At 60.8% G+C, this 25,934-nt stretch carries 28 protein-coding genes, 1 tRNA gene and 1 pseudogene; 19 read left to right on the forward strand and 11 right to left on the reverse strand.

Features of this window, described 5'->3' with window-relative positions; translation table 11 throughout:
* Positions 1 to 8: 8 nt before the first annotated feature.
* The 3 genes from yajC to queA are packed head-to-tail and all read right to left on the reverse strand — an operon-like array spanning position 9 to position 2,561.
* On the reverse strand, positions 9 to 347 hold the full coding sequence (yajC, locus tag JFU04_RS24320; protein WP_003175975.1) for a preprotein translocase subunit YajC: 339 nt from the start codon (positions 345 to 347) through the stop codon (positions 9 to 11).
* Between the two features lie 43 nt (positions 348 to 390).
* Positions 391 to 1,506: a tRNA guanosine(34) transglycosylase Tgt gene (gene tgt, locus JFU04_RS24325; RefSeq protein ID WP_003175976.1), complete on the reverse strand. Its 1,116-nt coding sequence runs from the start codon at positions 1,504 to 1,506 to the stop codon at positions 391 to 393.
* Positions 1,507 to 1,511: 5 nt separating this feature from the next.
* A complete protein-coding gene (queA, locus tag JFU04_RS24330) occupies positions 1,512 to 2,561 on the reverse strand; it encodes a tRNA preQ1(34) S-adenosylmethionine ribosyltransferase-isomerase QueA (protein WP_065908609.1) in 1,050 nt (349 codons plus the stop codon).
* Between the two features lie 108 nt (positions 2,562 to 2,669).
* Between queA and JFU04_RS24335 the strand changes: the two genes are divergently transcribed.
* The 4 genes from JFU04_RS24335 (at position 2,670) to JFU04_RS24350 (ending at position 5,498) form a co-directional block, all read left to right on the forward strand.
* Positions 2,670 to 2,754, forward strand: a tRNA-Leu gene (locus JFU04_RS24335).
* A gap of 254 nt (positions 2,755 to 3,008) precedes the next feature.
* Positions 3,009 to 4,559, forward strand: a complete 1,551-nt coding sequence (locus JFU04_RS24340; RefSeq protein WP_201145835.1) for a J domain-containing protein — start codon at positions 3,009 to 3,011, stop codon at positions 4,557 to 4,559.
* Positions 4,556 to 4,930 carry a hypothetical protein gene (locus tag JFU04_RS24345; protein ID WP_201145836.1) on the forward strand — a complete coding sequence of 125 codons (375 nt, stop codon included), beginning with the start codon at positions 4,556 to 4,558 and terminating at the stop codon, positions 4,928 to 4,930. Before JFU04_RS24340 ends, JFU04_RS24345 begins: the two co-directional genes overlap by 4 nt.
* Before the next feature lie 25 nt (positions 4,931 to 4,955).
* The gene (locus tag JFU04_RS24350) at positions 4,956 to 5,498 is read left to right on the forward strand and encodes a CbrC family protein (RefSeq protein WP_120449822.1); all 543 of its coding nucleotides are present in this window, start codon (positions 4,956 to 4,958) and stop codon (positions 5,496 to 5,498) included.
* Between the two features lie 45 nt (positions 5,499 to 5,543).
* Here the strand turns inward: JFU04_RS24350 and JFU04_RS24355 are convergent, their stop codons facing one another.
* Entirely contained in the window at positions 5,544 to 5,828 is a 285-nt protein-coding gene (locus tag JFU04_RS24355; protein ID WP_120449825.1) for a hypothetical protein, read from the reverse strand.
* A 29-nt stretch (positions 5,829 to 5,857) separates the two neighbouring features.
* A complete protein-coding gene (locus JFU04_RS24360; RefSeq protein WP_201145837.1) occupies positions 5,858 to 6,754 on the reverse strand; it encodes a hypothetical protein in 897 nt (298 codons plus the stop codon).
* Positions 6,755 to 6,965: 211 nt separating this feature from the next.
* On the opposite strand from JFU04_RS24360, the gene JFU04_RS24365 reads away from it, so the two are divergent.
* On the forward strand, positions 6,966 to 7,295 hold the full coding sequence (locus tag JFU04_RS24365; protein ID WP_106802679.1) for a hypothetical protein: 330 nt from the start codon (positions 6,966 to 6,968) through the stop codon (positions 7,293 to 7,295).
* 6 nt (positions 7,296 to 7,301) lie between these two features.
* On the opposite strand, the gene JFU04_RS24370 is transcribed toward JFU04_RS24365, so the two are convergent.
* Positions 7,302 to 7,937 (reverse strand): LysE family translocator, encoded by a 636-nt coding sequence (locus JFU04_RS24370; protein ID WP_120449830.1) that lies wholly within the window; start codon positions 7,935 to 7,937, stop codon positions 7,302 to 7,304.
* Between the two features lie 157 nt (positions 7,938 to 8,094).
* On the opposite strand from JFU04_RS24370, the gene JFU04_RS24375 reads away from it, so the two are divergent.
* The 4 genes from JFU04_RS24375 (at position 8,095) to JFU04_RS24390 (ending at position 10,783) form a co-directional block, all read left to right on the forward strand.
* Entirely contained in the window at positions 8,095 to 8,466 is a 372-nt protein-coding gene (locus JFU04_RS24375; RefSeq protein WP_065908583.1) for a PH domain-containing protein, read from the forward strand.
* 345 nt (positions 8,467 to 8,811) lie between these two features.
* On the forward strand, positions 8,812 to 9,975 hold the full coding sequence (locus JFU04_RS24380) for an S-type pyocin domain-containing protein (RefSeq protein WP_201145838.1): 1,164 nt from the start codon (positions 8,812 to 8,814) through the stop codon (positions 9,973 to 9,975).
* 15 nt (positions 9,976 to 9,990) lie between these two features.
* Positions 9,991 to 10,278, forward strand: a complete 288-nt coding sequence (locus JFU04_RS24385; RefSeq protein ID WP_106802676.1) for a colicin E3-like toxin immunity protein — start codon at positions 9,991 to 9,993, stop codon at positions 10,276 to 10,278.
* 4 nt (positions 10,279 to 10,282) lie between these two features.
* Positions 10,283 to 10,783, forward strand: a complete 501-nt coding sequence (locus tag JFU04_RS24390; RefSeq protein WP_242485926.1) for a hypothetical protein — start codon at positions 10,283 to 10,285, stop codon at positions 10,781 to 10,783.
* A gap of 10 nt (positions 10,784 to 10,793) precedes the next feature.
* Here JFU04_RS24390 and JFU04_RS24395 read toward each other — a convergent pair whose 3' ends face one another.
* The 3 genes from JFU04_RS24395 to JFU04_RS24405 all read right to left on the reverse strand — a co-directional run bounded on the left by JFU04_RS24395 (position 10,794) and on the right by JFU04_RS24405 (position 13,671).
* A complete protein-coding gene (locus JFU04_RS24395) occupies positions 10,794 to 11,366 on the reverse strand; it encodes a hypothetical protein (protein WP_201145839.1) in 573 nt (190 codons plus the stop codon).
* 293 nt (positions 11,367 to 11,659) lie between these two features.
* Positions 11,660 to 13,012, reverse strand: a complete 1,353-nt coding sequence (locus tag JFU04_RS24400; RefSeq protein ID WP_106802673.1) for a sensor histidine kinase — start codon at positions 13,010 to 13,012, stop codon at positions 11,660 to 11,662.
* Positions 13,009 to 13,671, reverse strand: a complete 663-nt coding sequence (locus JFU04_RS24405) for a response regulator (protein WP_120449838.1) — start codon at positions 13,669 to 13,671, stop codon at positions 13,009 to 13,011. Before JFU04_RS24405 ends, JFU04_RS24400 begins: the two co-directional genes overlap by 4 nt.
* A 147-nt stretch (positions 13,672 to 13,818) precedes the next feature.
* Between JFU04_RS24405 and JFU04_RS24410 the strand changes: the two genes are divergently transcribed.
* The 5 genes and pseudogenes from JFU04_RS24410 (at position 13,819) to JFU04_RS24430 (ending at position 18,621) form a co-directional block, all read left to right on the forward strand.
* Positions 13,819 to 14,085: a PepSY domain-containing protein gene (locus JFU04_RS24410; RefSeq protein WP_201145840.1), complete on the forward strand. Its 267-nt coding sequence runs from the start codon at positions 13,819 to 13,821 to the stop codon at positions 14,083 to 14,085.
* Complete coding sequence (locus tag JFU04_RS24415; RefSeq protein ID WP_201145841.1) at positions 14,085 to 14,630, forward strand: cytochrome b/b6 domain-containing protein; 546 nt, start codon at positions 14,085 to 14,087, stop codon at positions 14,628 to 14,630. The genes JFU04_RS24410 and JFU04_RS24415 overlap by 1 nt, the downstream gene beginning before the upstream one ends.
* A 22-nt stretch (positions 14,631 to 14,652) precedes the next feature.
* The gene (locus JFU04_RS24420) at positions 14,653 to 15,921 is read left to right on the forward strand and encodes a sialidase family protein (protein WP_201145842.1); all 1,269 of its coding nucleotides are present in this window, start codon (positions 14,653 to 14,655) and stop codon (positions 15,919 to 15,921) included.
* On the forward strand, positions 15,921 to 16,532 hold the full coding sequence (locus JFU04_RS24425; RefSeq protein ID WP_201145843.1) for a hypothetical protein: 612 nt from the start codon (positions 15,921 to 15,923) through the stop codon (positions 16,530 to 16,532). The genes JFU04_RS24420 and JFU04_RS24425 overlap by 1 nt, the downstream gene beginning before the upstream one ends.
* A gap of 68 nt (positions 16,533 to 16,600) precedes the next feature.
* Positions 16,601 to 18,621: pseudogene (locus tag JFU04_RS24430) on the forward strand (LTA synthase family protein).
* On the opposite strand, the gene JFU04_RS24435 reads toward JFU04_RS24430, so the two are convergent.
* Both JFU04_RS24435 and JFU04_RS24440 read right to left on the reverse strand, forming a co-directional pair.
* Positions 18,622 to 18,996, reverse strand: a complete 375-nt coding sequence (locus tag JFU04_RS24435; RefSeq protein ID WP_065908559.1) for a c-type cytochrome — start codon at positions 18,994 to 18,996, stop codon at positions 18,622 to 18,624.
* Between the two features lie 43 nt (positions 18,997 to 19,039).
* Positions 19,040 to 19,582, reverse strand: a complete 543-nt coding sequence (locus tag JFU04_RS24440) for a demethoxyubiquinone hydroxylase family protein (protein WP_240435270.1) — start codon at positions 19,580 to 19,582, stop codon at positions 19,040 to 19,042.
* A 197-nt stretch (positions 19,583 to 19,779) separates the two neighbouring features.
* Between JFU04_RS24440 and JFU04_RS24445 the strand changes: the two genes are divergently transcribed.
* The 5 genes from JFU04_RS24445 (at position 19,780) to JFU04_RS24465 (ending at position 25,708) form a co-directional block, all read left to right on the forward strand.
* Positions 19,780 to 20,160, forward strand: coding sequence for a response regulator (locus JFU04_RS24445; protein WP_065908558.1), 381 nt, complete (start codon positions 19,780 to 19,782; stop codon positions 20,158 to 20,160).
* A 194-nt stretch (positions 20,161 to 20,354) separates the two neighbouring features.
* Positions 20,355 to 20,969 (forward strand): biliverdin-producing heme oxygenase, encoded by a 615-nt coding sequence (locus JFU04_RS24450; RefSeq protein WP_201145844.1) that lies wholly within the window; start codon positions 20,355 to 20,357, stop codon positions 20,967 to 20,969.
* Positions 20,966 to 23,209 carry an ATP-binding protein gene (locus tag JFU04_RS24455; RefSeq protein ID WP_201145845.1) on the forward strand — a complete coding sequence of 748 codons (2,244 nt, stop codon included), beginning with the start codon at positions 20,966 to 20,968 and terminating at the stop codon, positions 23,207 to 23,209. Before JFU04_RS24450 ends, JFU04_RS24455 begins: the two co-directional genes overlap by 4 nt.
* Before the next feature lie 287 nt (positions 23,210 to 23,496).
* A complete protein-coding gene (locus JFU04_RS24460) occupies positions 23,497 to 23,700 on the forward strand; it encodes a hypothetical protein (RefSeq protein WP_201145846.1) in 204 nt (67 codons plus the stop codon).
* 109 nt (positions 23,701 to 23,809) lie between these two features.
* Complete coding sequence (locus JFU04_RS24465) at positions 23,810 to 25,708, forward strand: alkaline phosphatase D family protein (RefSeq protein WP_201145847.1); 1,899 nt, start codon at positions 23,810 to 23,812, stop codon at positions 25,706 to 25,708.
* Positions 25,709 to 25,934 lie beyond the last annotated feature (226 nt).

The following is a 25,934-nucleotide window of genomic DNA, read 5'->3' on the forward strand; positions in this document are numbered from 1 at the left end:
GTTGTTACTCAGATCGCTTTGAGCGTGCCTTTAGGCAGCGTGGCGGCGATGGCGCCCTTCTGGAACTTCATTTCTACGGTGTCGGAGACTTCCAGAACCACGAAAGCGTCGGAAACCTTGGTGATCTTGCCAGCGATGCCGCCGGTGGTCACAACTTCATCACCTTTCTGCAGGCTGCCGAGCAGGTTCTTCTGCTCTTTGGCGCGCTTGGCCTGTGGACGCCAGATCATCAGGTAGAAGATGACCAGGAAGCCGACCAGGAAAATCCACTCGAAACCACCGCCCATAGGACCGGCAGCGGCAGGCGCAGCGGCATCAGCCATGGCGTTAGAGATAAAAAAGCTCATTTAGCACTCCAGTTGCAAATAGTGAATCTTAGGGTCGGAAAACTCAGTCCAAGGGCGGCACAGGGAGCCCGCGCTTGGCATAGAAGGCATCGACGAAGGCGGCCAATGTACCCTGTTGAATAGCCTCGCGCAAACCAGCCATCAGGACTTGGTAGTGACGCAAATTGTGGATGGTATTCAACATGCTACCCAGCATTTCCCCACACTTGTCCAGATGGTGCAGATAAGCACGGGAGAAGTTCTGGCAGGTGTAGCAATCACAGGTGGGATCCAGCGGCGAATCATCATGGCGATGGAACGCGTTACGGATCTTCAGCACGCCTGTATCGATGAACAGATGCCCATTGCGGGCATTACGGGTTGGCATCACGCAATCGAACATGTCCACACCGCGGCGCACACCCTCTACGAGATCCTCGGGTTTGCCAACGCCCATAAGGTAACGAGGTTTGTCAGCCGGCATCAGGCCCGGCAGGTAATCCAGCACCTTGATCATTTCGTGCTTGGGCTCGCCCACCGACAAACCGCCGATGGCCAGGCCGTCAAAGCCAATCTTGTCCAAGCCTTCGAGCGAGCGTTTGCGCAGGCTTTCGTGCATGCCACCCTGGACGATACCGAACAGTGCGGCAGTGTTGTCGCCATGCGCATTCTTCGAGCGCTGGGCCCAACGCAGGGACAGCTCCATGGAAATCCGCGCGACGTCTTCATCGGCCGGGTACGGGGTGCACTCGTCGAAAATCATCACGATGTCGGAGCCCAGGTCACGCTGCACCTGCATCGACTCTTCCGGGCCCATGAACACCTTGGAACCGTCCACCGGCGAGGCGAAGGTCACGCCCTCCTCCTTGATCTTGCGCATGGCGCCCAGGCTGAACACCTGGAAACCACCCGAGTCGGTCAGGATCGGGCCTTGCCACTTCATGAAGTCATGCAGGTCGCCGTGCTTCTTGATCACTTCCGTGCCCGGGCGCAGCCACAGGTGGAAGGTGTTGCCAAGGATGATCTCGGCGCCGGTGGCGACGATGTCACGCGGCAGCATGCCCTTGACGGTGCCGTAGGTGCCCACGGGCATGAACGCCGGGGTCTCGACGGTGCCGCGCGGGAAAGTCAGGCGACCCCGACGGGCTTTGCCGTCGGTGGCGAGCAGTTCAAACGACATACGACTCATAGTTGTTCCTCTGGGCCGCGCGGCGCCGGATTACGGGTGATAAACATCGCATCACCGTAGCTGAAAAAACGGTATCCGTTATCGATGGCGGCTTGATAAGCGGCCATGGTCTCGGGATAACCGGCAAATGCCGACACCAGCATCAACAGCGTGGATTCCGGCAAATGGAAGTTGGTGACCAGGCAATCGACCACATGGAACGGCCGGCCCGGGTAAATGAAGATATCGGTGTCGCCACTGAACGGCTTGAGCACGCCATCACGCGCTGCACTCTCCAGGGAACGCACGCTGGTAGTGCCTACCGCAATCACCCGCCCGCCGCGTGCCTTGCACGCGTCAACCGCGTCCACGACTTCCTGGCTGACTTCCAGCCATTCGCTGTGCATATGGTGATCTTCGATTTTATCCACACGCACCGGCTGAAACGTGCCGGCCCCCACGTGCAGGGTCACATAGGCGGTCTCGACGCCCTTGGCGGCGATCGCATCCAGCAGCGGCTGGTCGAAATGCAGCCCGGCAGTCGGTGCAGCGACGGCGCCGAGGCGCTGGGAATACACCGTCTGATAGCGCTCGCGGTCCGAGTCTTCGTCGGGGCGGTCTATATAAGGAGGCAACGGCATATGGCCGACGCGCTCCAGCAACGGCAACACCTCTTCGGCGAACTTGAGCTCGAACAGCGCATCATGACGCGCGACCATCTCGGCTTCGCCACCACCATCGATGAGGATGCTCGAGCCCGGTTTCGGCGACTTGCTGGAGCGCACATGGGCCAGCACGCGATGGCTATCCAGCACCCGCTCCACCAGAATTTCCAGCTTGCCGCCGGACGCTTTCTGGCCAAACAACCGTGCCGGAATCACCCGGGTATTGTTGAACACCATCAGATCGCCAGGGCGCAAATGCTCAAGCAAATCAGTGAATTGACGGTGTGCGAGGGCACCGCTCACCCCGTCCAGGGTCAGCAGTCGACTGGCGCGACGCTCGGCCAAAGGATGGCGAGCGATCAGCGAATCAGGGAGCTCAAAAGTAAAGTCAGCAACGCGCATGATGGGGTTCGTCTAGCAGGGCCGGGAAGTCTAGCGGAAATAGTCAAAATTGACCATGAAACGTGATTGACCAACGGTAATCACCTCTCTATACTTCGCCGCCATTGAGCCCTGATGGCGGAATTGGTAGACGCGGCGGATTCAAAATCCGTTTTCGAAAGGAGTGGGAGTTCGAGTCTCCCTCGGGGCACCATCTTAAAAAAAGACCTTGAAATTCAAGGTCTTTTTTTTCGTCTGTAGAAAAGTGCACTCCCCCTCTCCGCCCCCGTAAACACCGAAAAAACCGCCTCGCACAACGCCGCGAACGATCTCAACGATGACGCGGTCAATCGATAACATGAACGCCCCCCTCTACCGCTATGATCGTGCACCCAGCCTCAAGGAAGAACGCGTGCATCTCCCACCTCAACACAAACTCGCTCCCCTGTTGCCGGCCGATAACTGATCATGGCCCCCACCCTCGACTGCTGGAAGGTCCTCAACCTCCCCGTGCACGCTGACGAGCGTACTCTCAAACGCCAATACGCCAAGCTACTCAAGGTCACGCGCCCGGACGATGATCCCGTTGCTTTCCAACGCCTGCGCGAAGCCTACGAGCAGGTGCTGCATAGCGTGCGCAACGTAGCAGACACACCTGATCAGGCAGAGTATGTGGCGCCTAGCCTGGCGCGTTCCGCCCTGGAGCAAGCCTATGCGCTGCTGTCCGAATTCGATGACTCGCGTGCAGCTGAATATTGGGCCAAAGCCTTGGCCCATGGGTGCGCCGCCGAGTTCGAACAGTTGCTGTTCCAGCTTTGTGTCAATGCGCCGGATGAGCACTTGGCGCTGCTGACCTGGGGCGCGGAAGAGCGTCAATGGCTGACGCCTTGGCAACAGATCAACAGCGGCGGGTTTGCGCACCAGCGATTGGTCCTGGCCCTTACCACTGCGCTGTACGCCGACCTTGAGCAGTTGATGAAACCCGGCGAGCAAGCCTTCTTTTTCACGCACCTGGAGCGGGCCTGCCGGCAGGGCTGGTTGCTGGATTTTATCCATCGCCAGGCTTTGCAGGTGCATGTGCTCAACCTGTTCACAGTGCATCAGCACTGGTCAGCGCAATTGTTTCGCCAGGTGTGCCGACTGTTCGGCTGGGATGCTGAAGGGGCGTGTGTGCCCATCGAGCCGGCGCAGTGGCAGGCATTGAACCGGCGTTGCGAGCAGCACGCCTGGCTGGATGAGTTGGGTGAACTGGCGCGACAGCGTGCGCAGGCGCCCAGTCCCACGGCCAATGCAGCGGCGTTGTTCCTGATGTGTACGAAGCCCGCGCAGCAGGCAACGCTGACCGCCACGTTCGGCGAGGCAGACTGGCAGGCGTGCGAGCAGTTGTCGGCTGAATTTTCCACACGTTTCGCCGATCTGCTGGGGTTGTTCCCCAATCATGATCCTTGGTTCTGGCAGGCCATGATCGGGTGTCGTCCGGTGCGCCATGGGGTAACACGGGCAGCCAGCGTACTCACCGCCTGCCTCGCGCTCAGGCAACTTGCCAGCGTGACCGATTGGGGTCCTTGGCTTTTGATGTTGCCGTTGTATGCATTGGGTGGTTACCTGATGGCGCAAGTCGGCAAATGGCTGCTGGACTACTGGGCCGCCCTGTCGGAAAGCCTGCATGACCTCGATCAACGCGTCAGCCGCTGGTGCGTCCGCCACCGGCTCCTCTCAGACCGTCGCCACTTGGTGATCCGTAACAGCGGTCCGCTGCTGGCACTGGCCTTGGTGATCTGGAATTGGCTGGGGTTGCTCGGGCTGGTCACGTATGTGGGCACTGGATTGATCGGCTTGTTGCGACCCGCGCGTGCCGTCGCTCGCGAACACGCGTATCGCTGGCAACGGCCATGGCAGGCGATCCAGCGGATTGCCGGCCTCAGTTGGCTGCAATGGATGTTCTGCATCGGGATGATCGGTGTCATCGCCTATGTGCAGCTTTATCGACCTGGCACCTGGCTGACGCAGGCACTGTGAACATGCACTACAGCGAGAAAACCCCACCCGCCAGCGCAGCGCAAATCGACACGACCGCTGGGCACCTGGCCTTGCCTACCGACGCTTGGATCCGCACGTTCTGGGCATTCAGTGACGGCGCAATGCTGGCGGACCTGGTGAAAATCCATGCAACCCACGAGATACTCGAACGTCAGCAAACGTATGAAATCGCCGAGTACTTTCCCGACCATGTACTGGTGGGCGACGACTCCGGAGGGCGCCTGATTTTACTGGAGCGCACCACGAGCCCGCGCTTTTATCTGCTGGACGCCGGATGCCCCTCCATCGACGATGCCGAGGTGTACTCGTCGCTGGAAGAATTGGTAGCAGCGGTCGTCGCGGGCGACTGAACCAATCAAGACAAAGGAGATGCCCATGACATTGCCACAGTTTACTTACCACCCCGACCCGGTCGGCAGCGGCTCGGTGCAACCGTCTAGCACCGTCTGCGTCTGTTGCAATCAGACGCGGGGCTACATATACGTGGGTCCGGTGTATGCCATCGAAGAGTACGAGGCCTGCATATGCCCGTGGTGCATTGTCGATGGCAGTGCCCACGAGCGCCTCGGTGCGACATTTGTCGACGAGGACAGTATCGGCCTGGACGGCGACGCCGGGCTAAGCGACGCGCAGGTCGCCGAAGTCAGCCAGCGTACGCCGGGTTTCAGCGGCTGGCAGCAGGAAGCGTGGTTCACCCACTGTAACGACGCAGGCCAATTCATCGGCAAGGCTGGTCGTGCAGAATTGCTGGCGCTGGGCGCCGAAGCGATCGCTGCGGTTCAGGACGCCACCGGATTGGAAGACGGTCCGCAGTGGCAGGCGTTCTTCGAGGCGCTGGATAAAGACCACGGTCCTACTGCGTACCTCTTCAGATGTCGCCATTGCGCCACGTTGGGCGCCTATCAGGACTGCCACTGACACACCGACATCCTTCAGCCCACCTGAATGCAGCGGTCGGTAGCCTTACTTGAGCAAGGCAATCACCGCGCAGACGACGGTGATCACCAGCGCCGGCCATTGCATCGGCATGAAAAAGAAGTGGTGACGCACCCCGTCGGCATGTGGCTCTCGGTTCAGTACAAAACCCAGCATAGTGTTGATCGCTGAGCCCGCTCCAAAGCCGATCAACACCTGCATCAGCGAGGTGTCGCCGGGTTTGACGCTGGGATCCGGCCACAGCCACATCAACAGCAGCACCATGGCCACCGGTGTAAATAACGTCAACCAGCCTGCGCCGCGATAGATCATCTTTATTCCTTATTAATGATGCCAGTGGCTCAAGCCGACTCGCGTGCCTGCTCTTCAGCCGTAAACACTGCATCGAGTGTGTTGAGGAACACGTCGTGGCTCAGGATGCCGGTGGCGATGGTCGACAGGACGGGTTTGCCGCTTTCGTCCTTGATCACCACCTTTTCGGTCCAGGCGTTGAGGTCGACAGTGCGCAGCGACGACATCGGCACTTTACGCCCCTGGTATTCGAGGAAATCCTGGCTCACCACAATCGGCGTCGTAGTGACTTTGAGGAAGTTTCCGGAAACACGCTTGCCCCAGACCTGCCCAGAACCGATGCAGTTGAACGTGACCGCCCCGCCCGATGCCAGCGTCGCCATCACCGCCGGCAGGCGTGCTCGCACGTGCAGTTCACGAACCAATTGCTGGAAGTCGTGAAATCCCTTGAGGGTCTCGATCACTCGATGAAACGGCTCGGAAGCATTACGACGGTAGGCAACGTTAGTGATCAAGCCGGTCAGCACGGTCTGCCCGGAGCCGAACAGATACAGGTCGTCAATCTCCGCGAAAGCGGTGTATTCACGCTGATCGTTGATGATGCGCTCGATGCCGCGCTCATACACCTCGTAACGCGGCGCACGCAGTTTCTTGTGCCAGGCGTAGGCAGCAAATACCCCGATCCCGAGAACCACCAGTAAAGCACTGGTGGCGTAAATCAACGTGTGTGGGTTACTGAAGCTGAGGGCCATGCCACGGGACGTCTGGAGACTGACTGGCCCCTCATTGCCCGGCGGCAGGATCGTGCCCAGATACAACACAAATACGGCGAGCCCCAGCAATACAACTGCGAATATCAAGCTGAAAATCAGAAAGCCCTTGCCGTGGCGGAAACTGGCAATCAGCTCGCCGGTGACGGAAGGCGCTTGTGAGGGGGATGGCGGCATGGGGATTGCGTCCTTGTAATGGGGGAGCCGATGAGCCGTGCGCCCATCGGGGTGGGCGTGGCACGGCGGTTGGAGCATGGCTAATTAATATCGTTCCTTGTGCATGCGGGTTAATGGGCACGGGTTCACAAAATTCGCGGCGCTCCGTCTTTTTTTTCACGCACAGAACAGTGATCATCGCCCTCCCCCAAAAAACAGAGGCACCGAAACCATGGAATTGACGCTGGAAGCGGTTGCGCTCTTTGCACTGAAACTGGTGCACGAGACGGACGGCGGCAGCCCGGTTTTGCGGGATGACCTGGTGATGGATGGGTATGAACGCGAAGTGTTTGGGCTGCTGGTGCGCCAGGGGAACCTGGCGGCTATTCAATCCAAGATAGCGGACTGTGTTGATCAGGCACTTGAGGCATTGGGCGGCGCCAATACGGTGATGGGTCGCGAACTGCAACGGTTGGCAGCTGATGTGCAAAGCGTGGGTCAGCTTGATGAACTGCCGGCACCGCTGAATGCCCTCAAGGATTACCTTAAGGACATCCAATAAAGCAACCTAGCGCCGCCCTTCAACCGCCATCCGCACCGCCAGCCCCATCAGCACCGAGCCCATCAGCCAGCGCTGCCCCACCTGCCAACCCGGCCGGGTGACGAAAAACACCGCGATGGAGCCCGCCATGGTGGCAATCGCCGCGTTGACACTCACGCTGATGAAGATCTGCGTAAAGCCCAGCACCAGGGATTGCGCCAGCACACTGCCATGGCCGTTCGGGTCGATGAACTGCGGCAGCAGCGAGAGATACATCACCGCTACCTTGGGGTTCAGCAGGTTGGTCACCAGGCCCATGGTGAACAGCTTGCGCGGGCTGTCCTGGGGCAGGCTCTGCACTTGGAACGGCGAACGACCACCCGGTTTGATCGCCTGCCAGGCCAGGTAAACCAGGTAAAGCGCACCGCCGAAGCGCAGGGCGTCGTAGGCAAAAGGCACTGCCATCACCAAGGCCGTTATCCCCAATGCCGCGCACAACATGTACACCACAAACCCCAGCGCCACGCCGCCCAACGAGATAAACCCCGCCGTTCGTCCCTGGCAGATCGATCGAGAAATCAGGTAAATCATGTTCGGGCCGGGCGTCAGCACCATGCCGAGTGAAATCAGCGCATAGGCCAGCCAGCTGGACAGTTCAGGCATTCTTCGGCTCCTGGGGTATTGTTCTGTCGACGTGAAACATTTGGCCAACGTTGCAGGGTTGGACGCCATGGTAGGGCGTTCAAAATGCGCGCGTTAGATACAGATCCGCGAGCAAAACGTCATACACCCACGGCACTACTTATCTAAGGACCGGCCCATGATCGACTTCAACAACAAAGGCTTCTTCAAGCTCAAGCAAAACAACGAATACGCCGAACGCGTCTCGGCCCTGCTGCTCGACGGTGAAGAGGTGATCGACGCCTACAAGGCCATGCGCGACGGCGTGGTGTTCACCACCAAGCGGATTATTGCGGTCAACGTGCAGGGGATTACCGGCAGCAAGAAGGACTTCACGTCGCTGCCGTATAAAAACATCGTCGCGTATTCGGTGGAGACATCCGGGACGTTTGACCTGGATTCGGAGTTGGAGATTTACTTTTCGTCGCTGGGGAAAGTGAGGTTTGAGTTCACGGGGAAGACGTCGATCGTGGAAATCTCGCGGTTGATTTCCAAGCATCTGCTGGGCTGATCCGCGGACAAAAAAGACCTTGGCGTCCCAAGGTCTTCTTCATTGCTCACGCCAAGGAAGGCAGCTACGCAGTGGTGGGCCTGCTGGCGCGCTATGACATCGACAAGCACCTGAGTGCATCGGTCACTGAATAACATGTTCGACCGCCAGTATTACAGCGGGTATGGGCGGTAAAATACCTACTTCAGCGGTGACCCATGCCATCTGATGGTGGGCTCAAGTATCAGTGCTGAAGGCCGCTGGTAAGCCGCTGAACTTTCCCACGCAACTCATCGAACAAAGCGCATATCAGGCGCTGATTCGCCTCCGTAGGCTCACTTCCTCGCACAAGGAAGTGAGCCGCTCATGTCAGAACGCTTTTATCCCCCTACCGAAGCAGAGCAACTCAAACAGCGCATCCTGATTCCGCAGCCATTGCGAATGCCGTATTCGCCGACGGTTGATTTTTTCGAGCCATCCCCTGCCCCGGTACCCACGCTGGCCAAACCTCGCGGCTGCGTTTTCATCAAGCCCTGCCAACTGCCTGACGGCGTCACCCATTACTTCAACCCTGCGGGGTATGTCCCGTTGGAGTTGGTCAAGGAGTATGGCCATTTAAGCCTGCTGGGTGGGCGTGAGGTGGACAGCCGCGGCGCAGTTGCCTTGCGCAAGATCAGCGGCAGCACATTGCCCGTTGGCCTCGGGCAGTTAGCGTTGCGTTCGGCGGTTTTGGAGTCGGCAGCCACTGCTGTCGGGTCCGTCGCCGGAGGCTTGTTGACGGGGTTGGTGGCGCTGGCCTGGCCGTCGGAGCTGGGTGATAGCGCGCTCTACAGCGAGGAGCAGTTGCGTTCGATGCAACGGGCGCGGTCGCAGATGCGGTTGCATATTGAGCAACGCGAGGACGGTACGCTCAAGGGGTATGGGTTTTACACGGGTAACCATGCCGATTGGCAGATGATTGATGTCGTGCAGTTTCAAACCCGTGGCGATCAGTTTGTGGCGGACTTGGACGAGGGCGTGGAGCTGATCTGGACGCCCGCCGTTGATCCAAGTGACACGCTGGGTATTCCAGCCTTGGAGGCTGCGCCGCAAGCGCCGGTAATCTGGATTTATCCGCCGACGCAGAAGGCCGCACAAATTCTGGTGAACCCGATTTATCCGCCGGAGTATCGGGATTTTATTCTGGTGTTCCCGGTGGATTCGGGGGTTCGGCCGCTGTATGTGGTGGTAAACCAGCCAAGGAAAGGGCTCAGAAACCCACACCATGATTACTTCTCTCCACCCGAAACGGAGGACATAACAGGCTTTCCCGGTCTGATTCCCCAAAAGCCTTTAACACCGAGAAAAGGCGGAGCCGGCTTACGTGAACGTTGGAAAGACGCAAAAGGAAGAAAAATATTTGAGTGGGATTCTAAAAAAGGCGAGCTGGAAGTCTATCGAAATAGCGATTTAACACACCTCGGCGCATTTGATCCTTACACCGCCGAGCGTCGCGGACCGGCGGACCCGAAACGTCGTATTTACAGATAAAAAGGAACTCGGAAAATGCTAATGAAAATCAGACTGCGATGGTACGAAAAACACAGCAATGACTTGAAGGCGGATGAGTATTCAGCGGATATCGCAGATCCAGACAGTGTTTTTGAAGCATTAGGTTTAGGCGAAGAAACCGCGATATACGCCGACGTATTCAACGTTCAACCTAACTGGGTAACGATTATTCAGCCGTACTTCCAGCACATGATCGAACCCGACCGCTTCGACTACCAAATTTCCTTCCGGTACCAAGGCGCCTGGCCACCGCCCCCAAAGCAACGCCAAAAGGCGTCCTAATGCGATGAAACCCACACTGCAAAAGCTCCTCCTCTACCGCTCAGTCAACACCCGAACCCACGGCGTGCGCCACGGCAGTTGTCGCGCCTACCGGTACGAGCGGCACACTAAAAGCGAAAAAGACAAACGATCAAACCGCGGTTCGATGCACAGCCATCAACGACACGGTTTTGATTACACTCCGCTGTTCCGGTTTCTCCTATCCAAAGTGGGCCACCCGTGGGATGAGGTTTTCAGTGAAGCCAAAGCCCGCTTGGATCGCCCAGAGCCCATCTTCTGGATGGTTGCGATGCATGAAAGCGACAAGGAGGAGTCCGTGAGAACGGATGAAAACAGCTACTACAGCGGCTTGTGGGTCGACGAAGCGGGCCTGCTGCAAAAGGTCAATCCAATGCTGACGCCCGAGCAGATGGGGCCCTTCTCCGACTACGACACCCACACCTTCAACGGTGTGGTATTCGCACAGTCTTCAGCACGCAAACGGTGGGCAAAACCCACCGTTTAATCAACTTCGCTTAGCCCTCTTTCGCCTCACTCCCTTCCCCTCCAATCAACACCCGATTCGCCGGATCCGTAATATCAAACACCTGCTGGGCACACGCCGCACTATTGAGCCTGAACTGGAACTCAACCAGATACACCTTGGCCTTTTCCGGGCTGAACGTGCTCATCACCGGGCCGCAGCTGTAGTAAGCGCCGTTGCCCTGGCTTCTCGCTGAACTGGAGACGGTGAGTTTCTTGCCTGGATCCGCTTGGAGTTCCAGCTGCGGAAAACGCTTGAACCCGGCGCTGGCGACGGTCTGGTTGAGCTTGGCGATCCAGTTGAAGACTTTGCCTTCGCCGGTGTCCATGACGGTGCCGAGGGTTTCCAGGCGCTGGTCGGGGTCGCCTTCGCGGCGCACGGCGAATTCGACAGGGTTGGTGCCACCGCTGGCCTTCATGATGACCTTGGCATGATCCGCATCCACGGCCACGGTTTTCTGGCGCAGTTGGATACCGTCCTTGAGCAGGCTGGGCGATGAGTCGCGTTGGTTGGATTGGCAGGCGCCCAAGGCTAGGGCGAGGGAGAGCAGCGCGATTCGCTTCACGGGAGGATGTCCTTATCAAGGTGAGAGTGAGTGATGACTGGACCCGAGTTTAAACGGATTGTTCCGCATTGAAACGGCGAGCCGTCACACTTCGGGAAGGCGGCGATGCAAATGCGCAGGTCTGGCAGGCATACCGAGGTGATCCTTTCGCAGCCTCGCTAAAGCTCGACAACTCCCACAGGGGATTGGCGGTGTCACCCTTATTTCAATCCCCTGTGTGATCGCAATATCCGACGCGATGAAGCTCACCTGTGGGAGTTGTCGAGCCTCAGCGAGGCTGCGAAAGCGGTGCATCAGCGCACGCTGAACACCAGCCGCGCACATAACCCGCCTTGCTCCAGGTTATGCAACGCCAGGCGGCAGCCGATCTTGCCGACGATCATCTCGACAATCGCCAGTCCCAGCCCCGCGCCGTTGGCATTGCCGCGGCTGTAAAAGCGTTCGAACAGGCGCGCCAACTCCGCCTCGTCGATCCCTGGCCCCTCATCCTCCACGCTCAGGCAATCGGCGCCAATCACCACTTTTACTTCGCTGCCCGCAGGGGAAAAGTTCAGCGCGTTGGTCACCAGGTTTTGCAGGGCGATGGCCAGTGCCACCGGCTCGGTTTCGACCCAGCACTCTTCATTGCCTTCGAGCACCAGTTCCACGCCGCGCTCCATGGCCAGCGGGGTCAGTTCGGCGAGTTCTTCGCGCACCAGTTCGGTGAGTTGCACGGGGATGCGCTTGGGGTTGTTCAGTTGCGGTTCGATGCGCGCCATGGTCAGCAGCTGGCTGCCAATACGGGTGGCGCGGTCGACGCCATTGACCAGGAAATCCAGGGCCTCGCGCTGTTGCTCCGGGGTCGCGGCGCTTTGCGCGTTCTGGGCGTGGATACGCAGGATCGCCAAGGGTGTACGCAGTTCATGGGCGGCATCGGCGATGAAGCGGCGCTCGCGCTCGAGCAGGTCGTCCACTTGGACCAGCAGTCGGTTGAGTGCGGTTTGCATGGGCTCAAGGTCAGTCGGCAGGGGCTTGAGGTGCAGCGGTTGCAAGGTGTCGGTATTGCGTCCACGAATCGACAAGACCATCGCACGCAGCGGTTTCAGGCCCCAGCCGATCACCAGCCAGATCAACAACGTCAGCAGCGGCACGCCGATCAATGTGGGCCACAGCGTGTGGCGCACGATGCGCTGGATCAGGTCCTGGCGAATGTCGTCGCGCTCGCCCACCCAGATCAGTAAGCCCTGTTGCGGATCGGCGAGCAGGAAAGCGCACCAGTCGTTGCCGTTGTCGAGGATGTCGTGGGAACCGAATGTGGTCGGCGGCGCTGCAAGGATCGGCGCTTCGGCGGAGCGCACCAGCAACTGGCCGTCAGTGCGCCATACCTGGAAGGTCAACCGGGTTTCATAAGGATGGGCGACGCCCTCCACGCCGACGCGGCTCATGGCCTGGTCAAACGCCTCGTACAACCGGTCCCAGTCCGCTTCGCCGGGATCGCGCTGGCGCAAGACACCTTGCAGCAGGCGCGCACTCTGGGCGAGCTGGGCGTCGTAGACTTCTTCGATTTCGTGGTGGCTATCGCGCAATACCAGCCAACTGATCAGGGCGTCACCCGCCAATATCAGCAGCAAGACGGGGATGAGGATGCGCGCGCGAACCGAGCTCATGGTTTGAGCACCAGCACATAGCCGACACCGCGCACAGTGCGGATCAGTTCGGTGGAGAGCTTTTTGCGCAGGTTGTGAATCAGCACTTCCAGGGTGTTGCTCTCGACGCGGTCCTGCCAGCCATACAGCGCGCGGGACAGCCGCTCGCGCGTCACCACCTTGCCGGGGCGCACCATCAGTTGGTGCAGCAGTTGGTATTCCATCGGTGTGACGATGATGTCTTCGTCCAGGTAGCGCACTTGCTGGGTGGCCGGGTCGAGGTGGATGCCAGCATGCTCCAGCATCGGTTGCGCACGCCCCTGGCTGCGGCGCAGCAGGGCACGTACGCGAGCCTTGAGTTCTTCTACGTCGAAGGGTTTGACCAGGTAGTCGTCGGCGCCGGCGTCCAGCCCGGCGATGCGCTCGGCGGTGCCGTCGCGGGCAGTGAGGATCAGCACCGGCACGTCGTGCTGCTCGGCGCGCAGTTGCTGCAACAGGTCGAGGCCGTCGAGGCGCGGCAGGCCGAGGTCGAGCAGCAGCAAATCGAAGTTTTCCGTGCGCAGCGCATGCAGGGCCGCGACGCCATCCTGCAGCCAATCGAGGGTATAGCCCTCGGCGCCCAACGCCACCCGAATCCCCTGGCCGAGGGCACGATCATCTTCGACAAGGAGCAGGCGCATAGCAGAATCTCTGTAGGAATCGGCGGCATCATGCCGGGTTATGACACGGGGCATTTCGGCAAAGATGTTACGGCTCGTTGCCAACTAAGGTTGCGCTAAGGTTGGTTTTGCACTGTGAAACCTCCCACTTCTGCTGAGAGCTTTTCCATGCGCAAAATTCTCCTGCTGTCCCTGATTATCGCCAGCCCCCTGGCCATCGCCGGCCCGCAGTGCACCACCGCCGAGCGCTCGCAATGGCAAGACGAAAAAGCCTTCCAGGACAAGCTCAAGACCGAAGGCTACACAATCAGCAAGTTCAAGGTCACCGACGGCAACTGCTACGAGATCTACGGTTTCGACAAAGACAAGCGCAAAGTCGAGATCTACCACGACCCGGTCACCGGCAAAGCCGTGAAGACTGAGATCAAAGGCTGATGCCAGGCGAATCCCTGCGCCTGTGGGACCCGTTGGTGAGGCTGTTTCATGTGTCGATCGCCGGGGTCTTTGTCGCCAATTACTTCTTCAATGAAGCGGGCGATGACTGGCATGTCTGGCTGGGCTACTACGCCATGGCCTGGCTGCTGGTACGGCTGGCGTGGGGATTTGTCGGACCGCGCAGTGCACGTTGGGCGGACTTTTGGCCTACGCCGAAACGACTGGGTGCCCACGCGCGCTCGCTGCTCAACCGCCGCCCGCTGCACCGGTTGGGCCATTCGCCCATTGGTGCGCTGGTGATGCTGTTGATGTTGCTGGCCTTGCTGACCCTCGGCGTCAGCGGCTTCCTGATGCAGGAAGTCGATGCGCTATGGGGCGCCGATTGGCCCCAGCAAATCCACGAGACTGCCGCCAATGTGCTTCTTGGCCTGGTCTGCGTGCATGTGCTGGCCGCGCTGTTTGAAAGTATCCAGGTGCGGGACAACCTGCCGTTATCGATGCTCACCGGTCGCAGGAAGCGCCTGCCGGATGAACGTGCGCAGTAATCCTTTTGCCGACAGGTCCCCTATGCGCTCCGCCTTATTGATTTGCAGCCTGCTGGCCGTATTCCTCGCGGCCTGGCAAAGCCATCCGCCCCATGTGCTGGCACCGTTTGCCGAGACTAGCCCGAACCCCGCAAAAGTGGCGGCGCCGGCGCAATACACCAGCCGCTTCGTGTCCACCCAACTCACTGACTTTGTGCATTCCTCGTCCGTCACCGCCCTGCCCGGCGGCGATTTGATGGCAGTGTGGTTTGCCGGCTCCCGCGAAGGCGCGGCCGATGTGCAGGTGCGCACCGCGCGCTTTGATGCGCGCAGCGGCGAGTGGGGTGCCGAGCAGGTGCTGGCCACGCGGGAAAGCACTCGCGACGGCACCCAGCGCTATATCCGCAAGCTGGGCAACCCGGTCATCGCCCTCGGGCCGGATAAACGCCTGTGGATGTTTTACGTATCGGTGTCAGTCGGTGGCTGGGCCGCCAGTGCGATCAATCTGATGGTCTCGGAGGACTTCGGCGCCAGTTGGTCGGCGCCAAGGCAGTTGGTGACCTCACCGTTCTTCAATATCAGCACCCTGGTGCGCGCCGCCCCGGTGTTCCATGCCGACGGCTCGATCGGTCTGCCGGTGTACCACGAGTTCATGGGCAAGTTTGCCGAGTACCTGTACTTGAGTGCCGATGGCGCAGTGATCGACAAATTTCGCATCAGTCGCGGCAAACACTCGCTGCAACCGACCATCGTGCCGCTGGACGGCAAGCGCGCCGTAGCGATGTTGCGCTACGCCGGCGACACCCATCACCGGGTTCTGGCCAGCCGCACCGAAGACGCCGGCCAGACCTGGAGCGAGCCGTACCCGCTGGAGCCGGCCAATCCCAACTCGTCGCTGGCTGCGGTGGGCACGGTGGACGATGGGTTGCTGGTGGCCCTGAACGACCTGGAGGATGGCCGTTTCAAACTCAGCCTCTACGGCACCGACGCCCAGCTCAGCCAATGGCGCACCGTGGTGCAACTGGATGAGTCGCCGGACCCGCTCGGCCAACCGTTCTCCCCCGAAGCCTATAAGGCGATCATCGGCGAAGGCTTCCGCGCCTCCAGCGGCGCCCGGCGCCTGCCGCTGGAGCAGCGCTTTCTCAGCAACCTCGACTACCGCGTGTGCAAACCCCAAGGCTGCGATTTCGAATACGAATACCCGTACTTCAGCCGCAGCCCGGACGGCGTGTACCACCTGGTGTATTCGTGGAATAACACCTTTATCAAACATGTCAGCTTCAACGAAGCCTGGCTGGCGGAGCGTCTCTGATGGTTTCGATGTGGCAGGCGCATTTGAGTTTTGTACTGCTGGGCTTTGTGTTGCTGTGCGCGCTGCGCTTCACCGCACCCTGGCGTCCGTGGCTGCTGCCGGTGCTGGTGGCGGTGAGTTTTATCCCTATCAACGAGCTGCCGTTGGCGGCTTACGTGCGCAGTTTTACCGATGACCTGGCGATCAGCACCCTGGTGTTGTTGGCGTGGGTGGGCTTGAGTCGCGTGGGTGTGGTACAGCCGCTCAACCGGCAGCACCACGTGCAAATGTTGCTGCTGTTTGGCCTGCTGAGCCTGGTGCTGTACCCGGCCACGCTGGGCCTGACGTATTTCGACCCCTACCGCTGGGGCTTCAATCCACGGCCGATGATTGTGCTGGTGGGCGCGGCCGCGCTGTTGATGCTGTGGCTGCGCAATGCGCTGGCGGTGTGGATGTTGGCGGTGGGCACCCTGGCGTTCGCGCTGCGGCTCAAGGCTTCGGAAAACTACTGGGATTATCTGGTGGATCCGCTCTTGGCGGTCTACTGCGTCGTGGCTGGATTAAGGCAACTCAACCTGTGGGAGCGGGCGTGCTCGCGAATGCGCAGTGTCAGGCAGCATCTCTGGCACTGAACCACCGCGTTCGCGAGCACGCCCACTCCCACATTTGATCTGTGGTGTTGTTGAGAAGAGGGAAACTAATGGGTGCGTTGCAATCACGCCGCCTGCGCTACGGCGTGGGCGCGATTGGGTTGGTATTTGCGTTGCTGGCCGCCTTGCGGCTGATATTCGTGCTGGCGTTTTCCGGCCTCGCCCTGGACACCCCGGCGCTGCTGGAAACCGTTGGCATCGGCCTGCGGTTCGACCTGCGCCTGGCGGTGCTGTTGCTGCTGCCGCTGGCGGTGCTGGCCTGGCTGCCGCGCTGGAACCTCACCACCCTGCCGGCCCTGCGCTGGCTCGCGCGGGGTTACCTGGTGATCGCACTGGCCGGGGTCGGCCTGGTGTACATCATCGACTTCGGCCACTACGCCTACCTGGGCGTGCGCATCAACGCGACGGTGTTGCGTTACCTGCAAGACGCGCAGATTTCACAACAGATGGTGTGGGAAACCTACCCGGTGCTGTGGATAACCGCCTGCTGGCTGGCGGCGGTAGCACTGTGGGTGTGGGCGTTGATCTGCCTGGAGCGGCTGACCCTGGATCGCCAGCCCACGCCCACGCGCAAATGGGCGCTGGCCTCGGTCTCGGTGATCGGCCTGGTCGCCGTGCTGCTGGCCCTGCTCGGCCGCGTCGCCAACCTCAACCTGGAGAACCCGGTGCCGTTGCGCTGGAGCGATGCATTCTTTTCCGGCAACAGCCAGGTGGCCGCCGTGGGCCTGAACCCGGTGCTGTTTTTGTATGACACGCTCAAGGTCGGCCAGTCACAGTTCGATGAAGCCCAGGTGCGCGAACATTACCCGCAAGTCGCCGCGTACTTTGGTGTTGACCAGCCGGATGCGCAGCAACTGAACTTCATCCGCGAGCAACCCGTGCAGCCGTATCGACTGGCCGGCGAGCGCGCGCCGAACGTGATCTTCGTGATGCTCGAATCCCTCGGCACCAGCGCCGTAGGAGCCTACGGCAACCCGCTCAACCCGACGCCGAACCTGGACCAGTTGGCCACGCAAAGCTGGTTCTTCAAGCACTTCTATGTGCCCGTCACAGGCACCGCCAAGACCGTGTGGGCGAGCATCACCGGCGTGCCGGATGTGACCCGCCAGGAAACGGCCACCCGCAACCCGCTGATCACGCGCCAACACACTGTGATCAACGCGTTCCAGGGCTACCAGAAGTTCTACCTGATCGGCGGCAATGCCGGTTGGGCGAATATCAACGCGCTGATCCGCCAGAGCATCGACGGCGTGCAACTCTATGACGAAAGCCACTGGCGTTCGCCGCGGGTGGACGTGTGGGGCATCTCCGACCTGGACCTGTTCAAGGAAGGCGACCAGCTGTTGCGCAGCGTGCCCAAGGACCAGCCGTTCTTTGCCTATGTGCAAACCTCCGGCAATCATCGGCCGTTCACCATTCCCCGCCTCAACGACGGTTTCCAGGTCAAGGACGTGACCCTGGAACAGGTGCAGGCCGCCGGTTCGCGCAGCGTCGAGCAATACAATGCGGTGCGCCTGCTGGACTACAACATCGGCCGCTTGATGGAAATCGCCAAGGCCGGCGGTTGGTACGACAACAGCATTTTCGTGTTCTTCGGCGACCACAACACGCGCATCAGCCAGATCCCACACATGGCCCCGGCCTTCGAACAACTGGGCCTGGAAAGCAACAACGTGCCGCTGCTGATCCACGCCCCCGGCCTGCAACCGCGCGTCATAGAAGAGGCGGTGGGCCTGGCGGACCTGCTGCCGACGGTGGCCGGCATGGCGGGCATACCCTTTCGCAACGGCGCCATGGGCCGGGACATCCAGCAACCGGCGCCGGAAGGCGAGCGCGTGGTGCCGCTGGTCTTGCAGGAGGGCACGTTCCCGATCATCGGCGGCGTGACCAAGGACTTTTACTGCAGATGCAGCATGACGGCAGCTCACCGACCCTGCATGACCTGGCTTCACCCACACCGCGCGAGGACGTCGCCGCGCAGCATCCCCAGGAGTTTCAACGCCTGCGGACGCTCACGCAGGGGCTGCATGAGAGCGCGCGGTTGATGCTGTTCCGGAATGTGCGGGAATGACTATTTATCCTGGAAGGTTTCCAGGTAGGCGAGGATGTTTTCGATTTTTTCCGGGTCGCTGATGCCCCAGAAGATCATCCGCGTGCCACTCACCACCTTCTTCGGTGCCTCGATGTAGGCGGCGAGCTTGTCGCGGGTCCAGACCACGCCGGAGTTTTTCATCGCGTCGGAGTACTGGTAATCGGTGGTGGTGCCGGCGGGTCGGCCGATGATGCCGTTGAGTTCCGGCCCGAAGCCACCGCGCGCACCTTCGCCTATGCTGTGGCAGCCGCCGCAGGTCTTGCTGAAGAGCTTGCCACCCGCCTCGGCATCGCCTGCGGCAAGGGCCGAGCCGCTGTTGAGGATCAGGGCGAGGATGAACAAGGCGTACTTCATGGTGGACTCCACAGCGGGTGATAACGGCAATTATGCCTGTTTGTCAGGAACGCATGCCCATCCAGATCACCGCTTCGGTCCATGCCGTGACCACCGGCGCCAGCGCACGGAACCATGGGTCCTGCGCATCAATCTGCGCGGCCGAGTGGTCGTGGTGGTGCTGTTCCTCCTCGACAATCGAGGCAATGGCGGCCACGGCCAGCGGATCAATGTCACGCAGCGTGTGCAGTTGGTGCGCCAGGTGCTTGAGCACGACACTTTCGACGGCGACCGTCGTGGCGACAATAGCCTTGCGCCCACAGACGCCGGTGATCAACCCCAACGCCAGCCCGCCCAGCCCACACAGCCAGTAACTGCGGCAGCGACGATAGCCGCGCCGCTGCAACTCGGCCTGGAACACCGCGCGGTGGCGACGCTCGTGAGAAAGAAACGCTTGCAACTCGGCCACCATGCCGGGCGCGAACACGCGGGCCATGAACAATTGGCCGCTGTAGATACAGATCGCGCCATGCTCGCCGGCGTGGTCGACTTTGATCATGCGGTTGCCCAGGTCCGGGTCGATCAAGGAGGCAGCGGGAGCGTTCACGGTTGACGGCCTTGTGTGTGCGCCGGTGAGAACCGGACCGGTCAGGATGGCAGAGCGCCGGTATCGTGCAGCACACCCACTCAAATGCGCAAGCCAGACCCTCCAAGTGACCACCCATCGCCTTATAAACATCCAATCGAACCTATCCGCGCCTGCCCCACTCCACCTTACTGGACCCTGATGGTGGAGTAAGGATCATGGCTCAGCCATCGATTTTAGTGCTGGAAGACGACGAGATCATTCGTTCGTTAATGGTGGATGTGCTGGAGGATTTCGGGGCGGTGGTAACGTCGTTTCCTTCGGCGGATGAGGGGATGATTTACCTGGAACGGGGCGATGATCCGGTGGACCTGATCGTCAGCGATGTGCAAATGCCGGGGCTACTCAATGGCTACGACCTGAGCCGCGTTGTCGCGCACCGCTGGCCAAGCGTGCCGGTGCTGCTGACGTCTGGAAATACCAAACTGGCCGAGCAGTTGGGTGGTTCCGTGCGGTTCCTGCCCAAGCCGTGGAGCACTGAGCATCTGCTGGAGTGTGTGCAAACCGCGTTGACCCAGCAGGGCTCGTCCTTGCATTGATAGCATGGCGATATCACCCGGACCGAACTTCACATGGGTCCGTGTGGTCATTGAAGAGCAGGGAGCGACTTTTCTGATCCGCTGGTCAGCCTTTTCGCCTTGTGCGTTCAGTTGATCGCCATGAGTTGTGTAGAATCGTCGCCCATTTCCAAGCGTCATTCATGGCCGAGAGGCCCACACTTCGAGCTCATTGAATGCATTCACCGGCCCATGACGTTAGTGCGCCCTCATTGCTGGAAGCGTTGCGTGAAGGCACCGGCCTGTTGCACGTGGCGCTGGAAAAACGCCTGCCGTTTTTCTCCGAGCGCCTGGATGCCGGCTGGTATCAGCGCCTGGTCCGGGCGTATTACGGTTTTTATGCGCCGATCGAAGCGTCGCTGTACGACCGAGATTTGATTCCCGTGGGCTACGACCAGGCCTTGCGTGTGAAAACGCCGACACTGGTGAGCGATCTTCGCGCCCTCGGCGTAAGTGATGCCGCTATCGATGCCCTGCCCCGCTGTGCCCATCTGCCCCGCCTCGACACGCCCGCCGCCTGCCTCGGTGCCCTCTATGTGCTGGAAGGCGCGACCTTGGGCGGCCAGGTATTGCGCCGCGAAATGGCCCAGCGCCTGGACGTGAATGCCGACAACGGCGGTGCGTTTCTCAATGTGTACGGTGCCGACACCGGTCGACGCTGGAGGGATTTCCTCGATTACCTGGGCCACATGCCGCTGGACGCCAAGGCCAGACAGCACGCGGTGGATGCGGCCCGTTCGACGTTCAGCTGCTTTGAGCAATGGCTCGACAGCCAGGAGGTACTGCTATGAAACCCGAAGATTTTGAAGAGCTGCTTGCCAACTGTGCCGACGAGCCGATCCGTTTTCCGGGCGCGATCCAGCCCCATGGTGTGCTGCTGACCTTGTCGGAGCCGGACCTGCGCATCATCCAGGTCAGCGCCAACGTCGCCGCCCTGTTCGGCCACGCACCCGAAGTACTGCTGGGCCAGCCGCTGCACACGCTGATTGGGGCCGAACACGCCCAGGCCGTGCAAACCGTGGCTGCGCAAAACAGCTTTGTCGACGCACCGCCGCTGCATGTCAGCCTCAACGGCGCCGAGTTCGAAGGCCTGCTGCACCGCCATCAGGACGTGCTGGTGCTGGAGTTCGAACCGCGGCTCAAAGACTTCCGCCCACGCGCGCTGAATGGTCGCACCAGTGACCTGGGCAAAATGCTGCAACGTTTGCAGTCGGCGAAAACCCTGCAGGCGCTGTACGAAATCAGCGTGACCGAAATCCAGGCCATGACCGGTTACGACCGCGTGCTGATCTATCGCTTCGAAGACGAAGGCCACGGCCAGGTGATTGCCGAAGCGTCGGCACCGTCCATGGAGCTGTTCAACGGGCTGTTCTTCCCCGCGTCCGACATCCCCGAGCAGGCCCGCGAGCTGTACCGCACCAACTGGCTGCGCATCATCCCGAACGCGGCCTACGAGCCGGTGCCGTTGTTGCCCAAACTGCGCCCGGACACCGGCCAACCGCTGGACTTGAGCTTCGCCACCCTGCGCAGCGTGTCGCCGATTCACTGCCAGTACATGCAGAACATGGGCGTGCTGTCGTCCATGAGCATCTCGCTGATGAAGGGTGACAAGCTGTGGGGCCTGATCAGCTGCGGCAACCGCGAGCCACTGCTGGTGCCCAATGACCTGCGCACCGCCTGCCAGACCATCGGCCAAGTCTTGTCGTTGCAGATCAGCGCCATGGAAGCCCTGGACCTGAGCCGTCAGCGAGAAGAGAAAGTCGAGGCCCTGGCGCTGCTGGACCAGGCGATGAAAGCTTCGCAAGACAACGTGTTCGACGGCCTCGCCCAACGCGGCCAGTTGCTGATGGACCTGACCCTCGCCGGCGGCGTGGCGATCATCGAAGACAAACAATTGCACCGCTACGGCAACTGCCCGGAACCGGCGCAGATCCGTGCCTTGCACAAGTGGCTGCAGGACAGCGGCGAGGCGGTATTTTCCAGTCATAACCTGGTGTCGGTGTACCCGCCGGCTGCCGAGTTCCAGCAGGTCGCCAGCGGCGTGTTGGCCATGAGCCTGCCCAAGCCGGTGGACAATGGCGTGATGTGGTTCCGCCCGGAGGTGAAGGAAAACATCAACTGGAGCGGCGACCCGAAAAAGCCCCTCGACCTGGAAAATTCCGACGCCGGCCTGCGCCTTCGCCCACGTACTTCATTTGAAATCTGGAAAGTCGAAATGGCCGGCATCTCCACCAAGTGGAGCCATGGCGACCGCTTCGCCGCCAACGACCTGCGCCGCTCGGCCCTGGAAAACGACCTGGCCCGCCAGGTACTGCGCGAGCAACAAGCCGTGCGCGCCCGCGATGAACTGGTGGCGGTGGTGTCCCACGACCTGCGTAACCCGATGACCGTAATCTCGATGCTATGCGGCATGATGCAAAAGGCCTTCAGCTCCGATGGCCCACACACTTCACGGCGCATTTCCTCGGCCATCGACACCATGCAACAGGCCGCCGGGCGCATGAATGTGCTGCTGGAAGACTTGCTCGACACCTCGAAAATCGAGGCCGGGCGCTACGTGGTCAAGCCGGTGGCGCTGGATGTCAGCCAGATGTTCGAAGAGGCCTACTCCCTGCTTGCCCCGCTGGCGATGGAGAAAGGCATCGACCTGTCGTTCAACACCGAGCCCGGCCTGCAGATCAATGCCGACCCGGAGCGGCTGTTCCAGGTCCTGTCGAACCTGATTGGCAATGCCATCAAGTTCACCCCGCGCCAGGGCAATATCGGTATCAGCGCCATGAGCAATGGCGAGGAAATCGTGTTTTCGGTGCGTGACTCGGGCGAAGGCATTGCGCCGGAACAACTGCCCCACGTGTTCGATCGCTACTGGACCCAGGCGGAAAACAACCCCACCGGCAGCGGCCTGGGGCTGTACATCACCCAAGGTATCGTGCAGGCCCATGGCGGCAAGATCGTCGCCGAGAGTGAATTGGGGCGTGGCAGTGAGTTCCGCTTCACCGTGCCAAAGGTAATGGAAGAGTCGCATACCTGACACGCCTCCCGTCCTGGCGCTCTGCCAGGGTCAGGGTGCCGCGCGGATTACTACAGCGCGTTACGTAACGGCGTCGCACACAACTGCGCGGCGTTTGGGCTGCACGCCAGGGAGGCCGCGACTTCGCCCGAAGCGGGCGGCTGCGCCGAAGGCCGCGTCGATGATTTCCAGCCGCGCCCCGTCACATGTTGCGGCGAGGCGTTTATAGCGCGGTTGCCGCCCCCCTCTGTAGGTTTGGCTCAGCTTCACTAAGCGGTGAGGCTTACCACTGACAGAGGACCACCTCCATGATAAGTACCCTCAATCACTCGTTGAACATGCCTATTGCATCTGTGGCTCAGCAGGATGAAGTCACGCGCTCTCGCAACAAGCGCAGCATCGAGCAGTCCCACGAACACGCCTCCTCCATTGCATCCGATCGCCCGGCCGCGAACGACAGGCGCAGGAGCACCGGCACGCTGGACAGCCTGGGCGGCGGTCGACTGCTCTAACCGGGCATGTGAAGGGCTGTGCACGGCCCTTCATACCCTCGCCTTAACAAAACACTGACATTCAATGCGCTAGAGTTTTCGGCCGACCCCGCCTGGAGCCCTTCCCTGCATGCTGCCACCCGACACATTGCCCGCCGTACTCGCCGGCCCCCTGCTACGCCGCCTGGAACCCCAGCGGTTAGTGCTGTGGCTGATGGGCACCCGGGAGCTGGTACTGACCCTGACGCTGCACATCGCCGGGCAGACCCGTAGCATCGTGCTGGATCAGGGCCAATGCCAAACCGTTGCGGTGGGGCGTGACGCCGTCATCCACTTGATCGACGTGCCGCTGGATGACGCCTTGCCCCAGGATGAGGTCATTGGCTATGACCTATTGATCGACAGCCTCGGCATCGCCGAGTGGGCGCCACACCTGTTGTATGCCGACGCCCAATACCCCAGTTTTGTGCTGCACAGCCGTATTCATCAGTTGGTCCATGGCTCGTGCCGCAAACCACACCATCACGCGGCCGAAGGCCTGCTGTGCGTCGACCGTCTGCTGGCCGAAGCCCACCTGCCCGAGCAGCGCCCGGCCCTGCTGATGATGAGCGGCGACCAGGTGTACGCGGACGATGTCGCCGGGCCCATGCTGCGGGCGATCCATGGGTTGATCGCGCGCCTGGGCCTGTTCGATGAATACCTGGCGGGAGCGGTGATAGACGACAGCGCCAGCCTCTACGGGCATCGCGCCAGCTACTACCACCGTGCCGACCTGCTCCCGGCGCTGGACAGCAATGAAACCCTGCGCGAGCGATTTTTCGGCGGGGTGAAAAAGCCGATATTCACCAGCAGCACCGCCGATAACCACTTGGTCACCTTCGCCGAAGTCATGGCGATGTACCTGCTGGTCTGGTCGCCCACGCCCTGGAACCTGCTCACGCTGGAGGAGCCTCCCCGCTTGAGCGCCGAAGAACAGCAGCGCTACGCCCGCGAGCGGGTACAGATCGAGCGCTTTCGCCAGGGCCTGCCGGGCGTCGCGCGGGTATTCGCCCACCTGTCCACGCTGATGATCTTTGACGATCACGACATCACCGACGACTGGAACCTCAGCGCCCAATGGGAAGAAACCGCCTACGGCCACCCCTTCTCCAAACGCATCATCGGCAATGCCCTGCTGGCCTATTTGCTGTGCCAGGGCTGGGGCAACCAGCCGGATGTCTTTGGTCCGCTGGTCAGCCAGGTCCAGGCGCTGACCACCCAGCCCCGGGCCAACCACCTGGACGCCAGCGCCCAGGATGCATTGCTCGAGGCCCTGCTGAAATTCCAGCAATGGCACTACGTACTGCCCACCACGCCTGCGCTGGTGGTGCTGGACACCCGCACCCGTCGCTGGCGCAGTGAGTTCACCCTCAAGCAACCTTCCGGCCTGCTGGATTGGGAAGCCTTGAGCGAACTGCAGCAGGAACTGCTTGATCACCCCTCGGCCATCATCGTCTCGCCCGCGCCGATCTTTGGCGTCAAGCTGATCGAGACCGTGCAAAAAGTGTTCAGCTGGTGCGGCCACCCCTTGCTGGTGGACGCGGAAAACTGGATGGCCCATCGCGGCGCCGCCCAGGTGATCCTGAATATCTTCCGTCACTCACGGACACCGGGGAACTACGTGATCCTGTCGGGTGATGTGCACTATTCGTTCGTCTACGAAGTACTGATCCGCCATCGCAATGCCGGCCCGAAGATCTGGCAGATCACCAGCAGCGGCATCAAGAACGAATTCCCGCCGCGCCTGCTGGAATGGTTCGACCGGCTCAACCGCTGGCTCTACTCGCCCCGCTCGCCCCTCAACTGGTTCACCCGCCGCCGCACCATGCAGGTGGTTCCGCATATTCCGGAACATGCCGAAGCGGGCGAGCGGCTATGGAACTCGGCGGGGATCGGCCAGGTGTTTTTCAACGAACAGGGCCAACCTGAAGAGATTTACCAACACAACGCGGATGGGAAGGCCAGGACGAGAATGCTGGCCCCCAAGTAACTTTTCTTCATCGACAACAAGGCCGTCCAGCTCGGATGGCCACGAGGGGTGCCTGCGGTTCGACGCTGGCTTGAAGCGCTGCGCATCGCCCAGACGCGGGGAAATCGTCGGGCGCCCCAGATAGATAGCCTATTGCCATCCTGCCAAAGGCGTACATTCGCCCTATTCAAAGCACTCAAATCCCGTTGTACAGTAGCGCCAGCCACGGAGTACCGGCATCAATATC

Origin of the sequence: Pseudomonas sp. TH21, assembly GCF_016651025.1 — a bacterium.
GTDB lineage: Bacteria > Pseudomonadota > Gammaproteobacteria > Pseudomonadales > Pseudomonadaceae > Aquipseudomonas > Aquipseudomonas aylmerensis.

Bases quoted from the DNA above. Each gene is read 5' to 3' on its own strand.
- JFU04_RS24400 (WP_106802673.1), bottom strand. From the start codon at position 13,012: ATGAGCTCGGTTCGCGCGCGCATCCTCATCCCCGTCTTGCTGCTGATA.
- JFU04_RS24370 (WP_120449830.1), bottom strand. From the start codon at position 7,937: ATGCCTGAACTGTCCAGCTGGCTGGCCTATGCGCTGATTTCACTCGGC.
- JFU04_RS24425 (WP_201145843.1), top strand. From the start codon at position 15,921: ATGGTTTCGATGTGGCAGGCGCATTTGAGTTTTGTACTGCTGGGCTTT.
- JFU04_RS24450 (WP_201145844.1), top strand. From the start codon at position 20,355: ATGCATTCACCGGCCCATGACGTTAGTGCGCCCTCATTGCTGGAAGCG.
- JFU04_RS24340 (WP_201145835.1), top strand. From the start codon at position 3,009: ATGGCCCCCACCCTCGACTGCTGGAAGGTCCTCAACCTCCCCGTGCAC.
- JFU04_RS24405 (WP_120449838.1), bottom strand. From the start codon at position 13,671: ATGCGCCTGCTCCTTGTCGAAGATGATCGTGCCCTCGGCCAGGGGATT.
- JFU04_RS24420 (WP_201145842.1), top strand. From the start codon at position 14,653: ATGCGCTCCGCCTTATTGATTTGCAGCCTGCTGGCCGTATTCCTCGCG.
- queA (WP_065908609.1), bottom strand. From the start codon at position 2,561: ATGCGCGTTGCTGACTTTACTTTTGAGCTCCCTGATTCGCTGATCGCT.
- JFU04_RS24350 (WP_120449822.1), top strand. From the start codon at position 4,956: ATGACATTGCCACAGTTTACTTACCACCCCGACCCGGTCGGCAGCGGC.
- JFU04_RS24460 (WP_201145846.1), top strand. From the start codon at position 23,497: ATGATAAGTACCCTCAATCACTCGTTGAACATGCCTATTGCATCTGTG.
- JFU04_RS24445 (WP_065908558.1), top strand. From the start codon at position 19,780: ATGGCTCAGCCATCGATTTTAGTGCTGGAAGACGACGAGATCATTCGT.
- JFU04_RS24355 (WP_120449825.1), bottom strand. From the start codon at position 5,828: ATGATCTATCGCGGCGCAGGCTGGTTGACGTTATTTACACCGGTGGCC.
- JFU04_RS24375 (WP_065908583.1), top strand. From the start codon at position 8,095: ATGATCGACTTCAACAACAAAGGCTTCTTCAAGCTCAAGCAAAACAAC.
- JFU04_RS24380 (WP_201145838.1), top strand. From the start codon at position 8,812: ATGTCAGAACGCTTTTATCCCCCTACCGAAGCAGAGCAACTCAAACAG.
- JFU04_RS24410 (WP_201145840.1), top strand. From the start codon at position 13,819: ATGCGCAAAATTCTCCTGCTGTCCCTGATTATCGCCAGCCCCCTGGCC.
- tgt (WP_003175976.1), bottom strand. From the start codon at position 1,506: ATGTCGTTTGAACTGCTCGCCACCGACGGCAAAGCCCGTCGGGGTCGC.
- JFU04_RS24465 (WP_201145847.1), top strand. From the start codon at position 23,810: ATGCTGCCACCCGACACATTGCCCGCCGTACTCGCCGGCCCCCTGCTA.
- yajC (WP_003175975.1), bottom strand. From the start codon at position 347: ATGAGCTTTTTTATCTCTAACGCCATGGCTGATGCCGCTGCGCCTGCC.
- JFU04_RS24415 (WP_201145841.1), top strand. From the start codon at position 14,085: ATGCCAGGCGAATCCCTGCGCCTGTGGGACCCGTTGGTGAGGCTGTTT.
- JFU04_RS24435 (WP_065908559.1), bottom strand. From the start codon at position 18,996: ATGAAGTACGCCTTGTTCATCCTCGCCCTGATCCTCAACAGCGGCTCG.
- JFU04_RS24360 (WP_201145837.1), bottom strand. From the start codon at position 6,754: ATGCCGCCATCCCCCTCACAAGCGCCTTCCGTCACCGGCGAGCTGATT.
- JFU04_RS24455 (WP_201145845.1), top strand. From the start codon at position 20,966: ATGAAACCCGAAGATTTTGAAGAGCTGCTTGCCAACTGTGCCGACGAG.
- JFU04_RS24365 (WP_106802679.1), top strand. From the start codon at position 6,966: ATGGAATTGACGCTGGAAGCGGTTGCGCTCTTTGCACTGAAACTGGTG.
- JFU04_RS24385 (WP_106802676.1), top strand. From the start codon at position 9,991: ATGCTAATGAAAATCAGACTGCGATGGTACGAAAAACACAGCAATGAC.
- JFU04_RS24390 (WP_242485926.1), top strand. From the start codon at position 10,283: ATGAAACCCACACTGCAAAAGCTCCTCCTCTACCGCTCAGTCAACACC.